The following is a 6616-nucleotide window of genomic DNA, read 5'->3' as shown; positions in this document are numbered from 1 at the left end:
GTAAGCCAAATGGTGGATCAAATTATGTCCTTACCAGAAGGAACGCGAATTTTTATTATGGCCCCTTTGGTGCGAGGACGAAAGGGAGAATATAAAAAAGAGCTAACAGAACTTTTAAAAAGAGGATTTCAACGCGCTAAAGTTGATGGAAAATTCTATGAAATCGCTGATATTCCACCTCTTGATAAAAAATATAAACACGACATCGATGTCGTGGTAGACCGCATTGTTGTACAAAAGGATATCACCTCTCGTTTAGCTGATAGTATAGAAACCTGTTTACAGCTAGCAAATGGGCTTGCCATTGCTGAAATGGCAGACCAACCCTTAGCACAAAAAGAAACGACAAAGGAATCTGCTCATAAATCAAAAAATGATACACACAAACGGCTCATTTTTTCAGAAAAGTTTTCCTGCCCTGTATCGGGTTTTTCTATTCCTGAAATTGAACCACGCCTTTTTTCGTTCAATAATCCTTTTGGCGCCTGTCCTCTCTGCGATGGACTGGGCATAAAAAAAGCAATGGATCCACTGAAAATTGTGCCCAATAAAAATCTTACCCTCAAGAATGGCGCCATTGCCCCTTGGGCTAAATCAGATTCACTTTACTATAAACAAACCTTAGAAGCATTAGGAAAAGCTTACGGTTTCAAACTCACAGATCAATGGTGTGAACTCTCTAATGAAGCACAACAGGCTATTCTTTACGGTACAAAAAGAGATGAAATTTCTTTTATCTATAAAAATAATTCTGGTTCGCATAAAACGACCCAACCTTTTGAAGGAATCATCCCTAATATGGAGAGACGCTGGAAAGAAACCGATTCTGCTTGGTCTCGAGAAGAAATCGAACGTTATATGTCTTCTTCGCCCTGTCCGGCTTGTCACGGTTATCGTTTAAAACCAGAGGCACTTGCTGTAAAAATCAACGGAATGCATATTGGGCAAATATCAGATCTTTCCATCTCACAAGCAGATGATTGGTTTGCCAATGTTCATCAATATCTCACAGAAAAACAACGTAATATCGCCGTACGTATTTTAAAAGAAATTCGTGAACGTTTGGCTTTTTTAAATCATGTAGGATTGGAATATCTTACCTTGTCTCGAAATTCAGGAACGCTTTCAGGGGGAGAAAGCCAACGTATTCGATTAGCATCTCAAATTGGTTCTGGTCTTACAGGCGTTCTTTATATTTTAGATGAACCATCTATCGGTTTACACCAACGCGATAATGAACGCCTTTTGGAAATGCTGCAGCATTTGCGCAATCTTGGCAATACAGTTATTGTCGTTGAACATGATGAAGATGCTATTCTCACGGCAGACTATGTTGTCGATATGGGGCCGGCCGCGGGCGTTCATGGTGGAAAAATCGTAGCACAAGGAACACCGCAGGAAATTATAGAAAATTCAGCCTCTCTCACAGGCCAATACCTTTCAGGAAAAATGGCTGTTAGAATGCCAACAGAACGGCGTAAAATATCAAAATCGAAAACACTTAAAATCATCGGTGCCAAAGGCAATAACCTCAAAAATATCAATGCAAACATCCCTCTTGGAACCTTCACATGCATAACTGGTGTTTCTGGAGGAGGAAAGTCAACATTTCTTATTGAAACGCTTTTCAAAGCAGCATCACATCATATCATGGGCTCTCATCACAGCCCTGCCAGCTATGACAAAATTGAAGGACTAGAATTTCTTGATAAAGTCATTGATATCAACCAGTCCCCTATTGGACGCACCCCACGCTCTAATCCCGCAACCTATACAGGTGCTTTTACACCGATTCGTGAGTGGTTTGCCGATCTTCCAGAATCAAAAGCCCGCGGTTACAAAGCTGGGCGTTTTTCATTTAATGTTAAAGGAGGACGTTGCGAAACATGTCAAGGTGATGGAGTCATCAAAATTGAAATGCATTTTTTACCTGATGTCTATGTTACTTGCGATGTCTGTAAAGGAAAACGCTATAACCGAGAAACACTAGAAATAAAATTCAAAGGACAGTCTATAGCCGATATTTTGGATATGACAATTGAAAAGGCAGAAGAATTTTTCCAAGCTATTCCCGCTATTCATAATAAAATGGAAACTCTCATTAAAGTAGGATTGGGTTACATAAAAGTAGGACAGCAAGCAACCACACTTTCTGGTGGGGAAGCACAACGTGTAAAACTTGCGAAAGAACTTTCTCGTAAAACAACGGGACGTACACTCTATATTTTGGATGAACCGACAACAGGTTTACATTTTCATGATATTTCCAAACTTCTTGAAGTGCTTCACGAACTAGTCGAGCAAGGCAACACAGTCATCGTCATTGAACATAACCTTGATGTTATAAAAACAGCCGACTGGATTATTGATTTAGGACCAGAAGGTGGAGATCGCGGTGGAGAAATCGTTGCAATTGGACGCCCTGAAGACATTATTAAAATTCCCGCTTCCTATACAGGAAAATTTCTAAAAGATGTTTTACTGCGCCCATCCCTCTATAATTCCAATTCTTAAAAATGCTTCCCCTTATAAAATACAGCATACGAACAAAGCCTGTACTTTTATTGTTACCTGTAAACCAACACCTAATTCCAGTGGTGCAACATGTTGGAAGCAAAGACTAAAAACAATTTAGCGCTTTATAAGCTGTTTTATTTTAGTTTTTGTATTGTCAAATAGCGGCAAACATATTGCATAGCTCTATTGGGTGTAATCTCTGAAACGAGAAGACAACCTAATTTTGAAAGGATATGAAGTTTTAAGGGTATAAACCAGTTTCCATCTTTACCCTCCCCTTTTAATTCATCTTTACGATTTTCAAAAACATCCACAGCAATATTTTAAAAAGAATGAAGATTGCGCATTGCTTCACGCTTTTGTTTATCGCATTCTTTAATGAGATCTCGCTCCTCACGAAAAACAAAACGCCCCAAATAGAATATATTTGCGTTGCCAATTCACACGTTTGTTTTAAAAAATATTTTTCAACACTCCCAAATCCAGTTCACGACATCACCTGAGAATGGTAAATTAATTATTATACACCACTATCTTTGTGCTTTTAAGCAAGTGCAAACTAACACCTTCATTTCCAATATTTGCGCTCTCCCCTAATCTCTAATATTGTAATAACCTTTGGTTATCGAGAGCTTTCATAAAAAGCATTTATATTCCTTTTTCAAATGTTTTTATCCACACACTCATATCTCTTGATATACAAGGATATAGCTTTGATGAGACGATCTAAAATGAGAAAATCTTACGCTATTAGAATTCCTCATGCCATATAGAAAACGTCTAATTATCCTTATAAGTCAATGTATTATCCCCCAAAAAGGAAGCAAACTCTCTTAATGATATTATTTTGATTCGCTTATAAGGATTATAAGTTTTTTCCAAAACAATAATATTTCACTTTAATTTTACAAAAGAAGCGCCTCTCCAAGAATATATAGTATCATCATTTCCGACTTTTTGTGCACAAAGTATCTGTTGGACATCTTACAGTTGTCAATATAATGTGATGCAGTCTAAAAAGACAAAATAACGTTGGAGATAATTTCAGCATGAAAAAAATTGAAGCCATTATAAAACCTTTCAAACTTGATGAAGTGAAAGAAGCGCTTCAAAAAATTGGGTTACATGGTATTACAGTAACAGAAGCGAAAGGTTTTGGTCGTCAAAGGGAACATACAGAACTTTATCGTGGGACGAAATATGTTGTTGACTTTCTCCCTAAAGTAAAAATTGAAATTGTCGTGTCCGATGACAAACTGGAACAAACTGTTGATGCAATACGTAAAGCAGCCCAAACCAAACATATAGGAGATGGAAAAATATTTGTCTTTTCCATTGATGATGCCATTCGTATAGGGACTGACGAAACTGGGATCGATGCCCTTTAATAGATAACGAAAAAATTAGTCTTTTTATCCACCTCAACGCCACATTAAGGAAATTGAATATGACAACCGCATCAGATATTATCAAACAGATTGCAGACAACGAAATCCGTTTTGTTGATTTACGTTTTACTGATCCACGAGGAAAATTGCATCACATCACAATGGATATCGCAGAAATCAGCGAGGATACTTTTAGTGATGGTGTTATGTTTGATGGCTCTTCAATTGCTGGTTGGAAAACAATTAATGAATCTGACATGGTTTTAATGCCAGATCCAGCAACAGCACATATTGATCCTTTTTTTGCTCAATCTACTTTGGTCATATTTTGTGACGTACTTGACCCTGTCTCTGGTGAATTTTATCGTAGAGATCCTCGTTCTATCGCCAAAAGGGCTGAGGTTTATATGAAATCTTTAAACATTGGAGATACAATCAATGTGGGTCCAGAAGCAGAGTTTTTTATCTTTGATGATGTGCGCTATAAAACGGACCCTTACAACACAGGGTTTAAACTCGATTCAAGTGAACTTCCCTCCAATGATGATACGGAATATGAAACAGGAAATCTAGGGCATCGCCCACGAATAAAGGGAGGCTACCTTCCTGTTCCGCCGATTGATTCTTGCCAAGATATGCGTTCTGAAATGCTCACAGCACTCAAAGATATGGGTGTACAGGTCGAAAAACACCATCACGAAGTAGCAGCGGGCCAACATGAATTAGGTATTCGTTTTGATACACTTGTTCGCGAGGCTGACAAGATGCAAATTTTTAAATATGTTGTACATCAAATAGCAAACAGTTATGGGAAAACAGCAACCTTCATGCCAAAACCAGTTTTTGGTGATAACGGCTCTGGAATGCATGTCCACATTTCCATTTGGAAAGATGGCAAACCCATTTTTGCAGGAAATGAATATGCTGGACTATCAGAAACCTGTCTGTTTTTTATCGGTGGTGTTATTAAGCACGCAAAAGCAATAAATGCTTTTACCAACCCATCCACAAACTCCTATAAACGTTTGGTTCCTGGTTATGAAGCTCCTGTTCTTCTTGCCTATTCAGCACGTAATCGTTCTGCATCTTGCCGTATTCCAATGAGCTCCTCACCAAATTCAAAACGCGTAGAAGTTCGTTTTCCAGACCCAACAGCAAATCCCTATTTGGCATTTGCAGCCCTTTTAATGGCTGGTCTTGACGGTATCAAAAACAAAATTCATCCCGGACATGCTATGGATAAAGATCTTTATGATCTTCCCTTAAAGGAACTTAAAGAAATCCCTACTGTTTCAGGAAGCCTGCGTGAAGCGCTTGAAGCACTTGACAAAGATCGTGGCTTTCTTAAAGCTGGCGACGTTTTTGATGATGATCAGATTAATTCCTTCATTCAAGTAAAGATGCAAGAAGTCTTGCGTTACGAAACAACACCCCATCCTGTTGAATTTGATATGTACTATTCTGTTTAAACAATTAATACGCATTCTTTTGATTTTAAAAATGGAGGCAAAAGCCTCCATTTTTGTGGATATTCGTCTCATGCAAAAGCACAAGAGGCTTTTTGCTCATCCGCTTTTCCTTTATAATGCGTTGAATCTCTTCAAATGAATTAACAAAGGTTTCTAATGCCGCGAATTTGTTTTCTCGTTCCCGTTCTTTTATGCATTGTCTTTATCACATCAACAACTAAAGCACATACAATAACCAACCAAAAGCTTACAACTCTTGAGAAAGCAACATCTGCTTATAGTAAAGCACTTAAAAATGCCGATGCAAATGCCATCTTAAATGCTATTCCTCCCCAAATCATCAACCGCTTAACCGCCAAAAAAAATCTTAATCAATCACAATTTCTACAAATTATGAAAAGCCAAATAGAACGGTTGGCAGAAAGTTACAAGATTGAAACAATCAACATTGATCAAAAACAAAAACGTGAAGGGACACTTGATAATGGCATTCCTTATTTTGTTATACCCGTGGAGCTTGTAACCGCAACAAATGCTGGAAAAAAATGCTCTATTCAAACTGAAATTATTGCCCTCCTTCACGATAATGAATGGTATTTTATCCGTGGTAATGACGAAGCAATCTTAAACATAACCAATGAAATATTTCCTGGACTTGAAAAAGTAAAAATCAATCCTCTCAAAATCACAAAAATAATGTAACAGCAAAAACAACACATTGATTTATAAATGAATTAGAAAGCTAAATATCGTAAGATTCTCTCATTTCAAATCTGTGTATATTGAATCAATAAAGACCATTTCCTTGCGCGTCAAAAACGGGGCTAGCATATGAGTAAAAACTGTACAAGAAAGAACTAAAAATGCCTCTTATGAACCCTCTCAAATACCAAGGACTGTTCGCAACACCTACGAGCTGGTAAAGTGTATGATGGTACTGGCTTGCTTCTTCACAAGCGTAAAGATGGTGGTGTTCAATGGCTTTATCGTTATACCATTCATGGTTGTCACCGTGAAATGGGCTTGGGTACTCTTTGAGAGATGTTTCTTTAAAAAGCCCACGGAAACAAAGAAATCTTATAAACATACTGTAGCAATTGTAACCGCAGCATTAAATTCAACTTTTTTATGAGTACGGCGTGCTATTGTTTCTTTATCCCTTCCCCATTGTTCCATCATCCAATCTTCATCTAAATGGGCAATAGACCATGCATGATCAGCATCAATCTTTCCCGCAGCAAC

General features: G+C 37.8%; 4 protein-coding genes and 1 pseudogene. 4 read left to right on the top strand and 1 reads right to left on the bottom strand.

All coding sequences use genetic code 11. The features are described from left to right. The 4 genes from uvrA to ACFIO3_RS01985 form a co-directional block, all read left to right on the top strand. On the top strand, positions 1–2514 hold a 2514-nt coding region (gene uvrA / locus ACFIO3_RS02000; protein ID WP_375704063.1), incomplete at its 5' end, for an excinuclease ABC subunit UvrA. Between the two features lie 1052 nt (positions 2515–3566). Then, positions 3567–3905, top strand: a complete 339-nt coding sequence (locus ACFIO3_RS01995) for a P-II family nitrogen regulator (RefSeq protein ID WP_375606671.1) — start codon at positions 3567–3569, stop codon at positions 3903–3905. A gap of 59 nt (positions 3906–3964) precedes the next feature. Continuing rightward, the gene (glnA, locus tag ACFIO3_RS01990) at positions 3965–5374 is read left to right on the top strand and encodes a type I glutamate--ammonia ligase (protein WP_375606672.1); all 1410 of its coding nucleotides are present in this window, start codon (positions 3965–3967) and stop codon (positions 5372–5374) included. Positions 5375–5530: 156 nt separating this feature from the next. After that, positions 5531–6076: a hypothetical protein gene (locus ACFIO3_RS01985; protein WP_375606673.1), complete on the top strand. Its 546-nt coding sequence runs from the start codon at positions 5531–5533 to the stop codon at positions 6074–6076. Positions 6077–6451: 375 nt separating this feature from the next. Here ACFIO3_RS01985 and ACFIO3_RS01980 read toward each other — a convergent pair. Continuing rightward, positions 6452–6616 (bottom strand): annotated as a pseudogene (locus ACFIO3_RS01980) (ATPase); the annotation flags it as partial.

It is taken from the genome of Bartonella sp. AD328YNZD (assembly GCF_042196425.1).
This window is presented reverse-complemented; position numbering and strand designations above follow the sequence as displayed.

Coding starts and splice junctions, on each gene's coding strand:
- ACFIO3_RS01995 (WP_375606671.1), top strand. CDS start 3,567: ATGAAAAAAATTGAAGCCATTATAAAACCTTTCAAACTTGATGAAGTG.
- ACFIO3_RS01985 (WP_375606673.1), top strand. CDS start 5,531: ATGCCGCGAATTTGTTTTCTCGTTCCCGTTCTTTTATGCATTGTCTTT.
- glnA (WP_375606672.1), top strand. CDS start 3,965: ATGACAACCGCATCAGATATTATCAAACAGATTGCAGACAACGAAATC.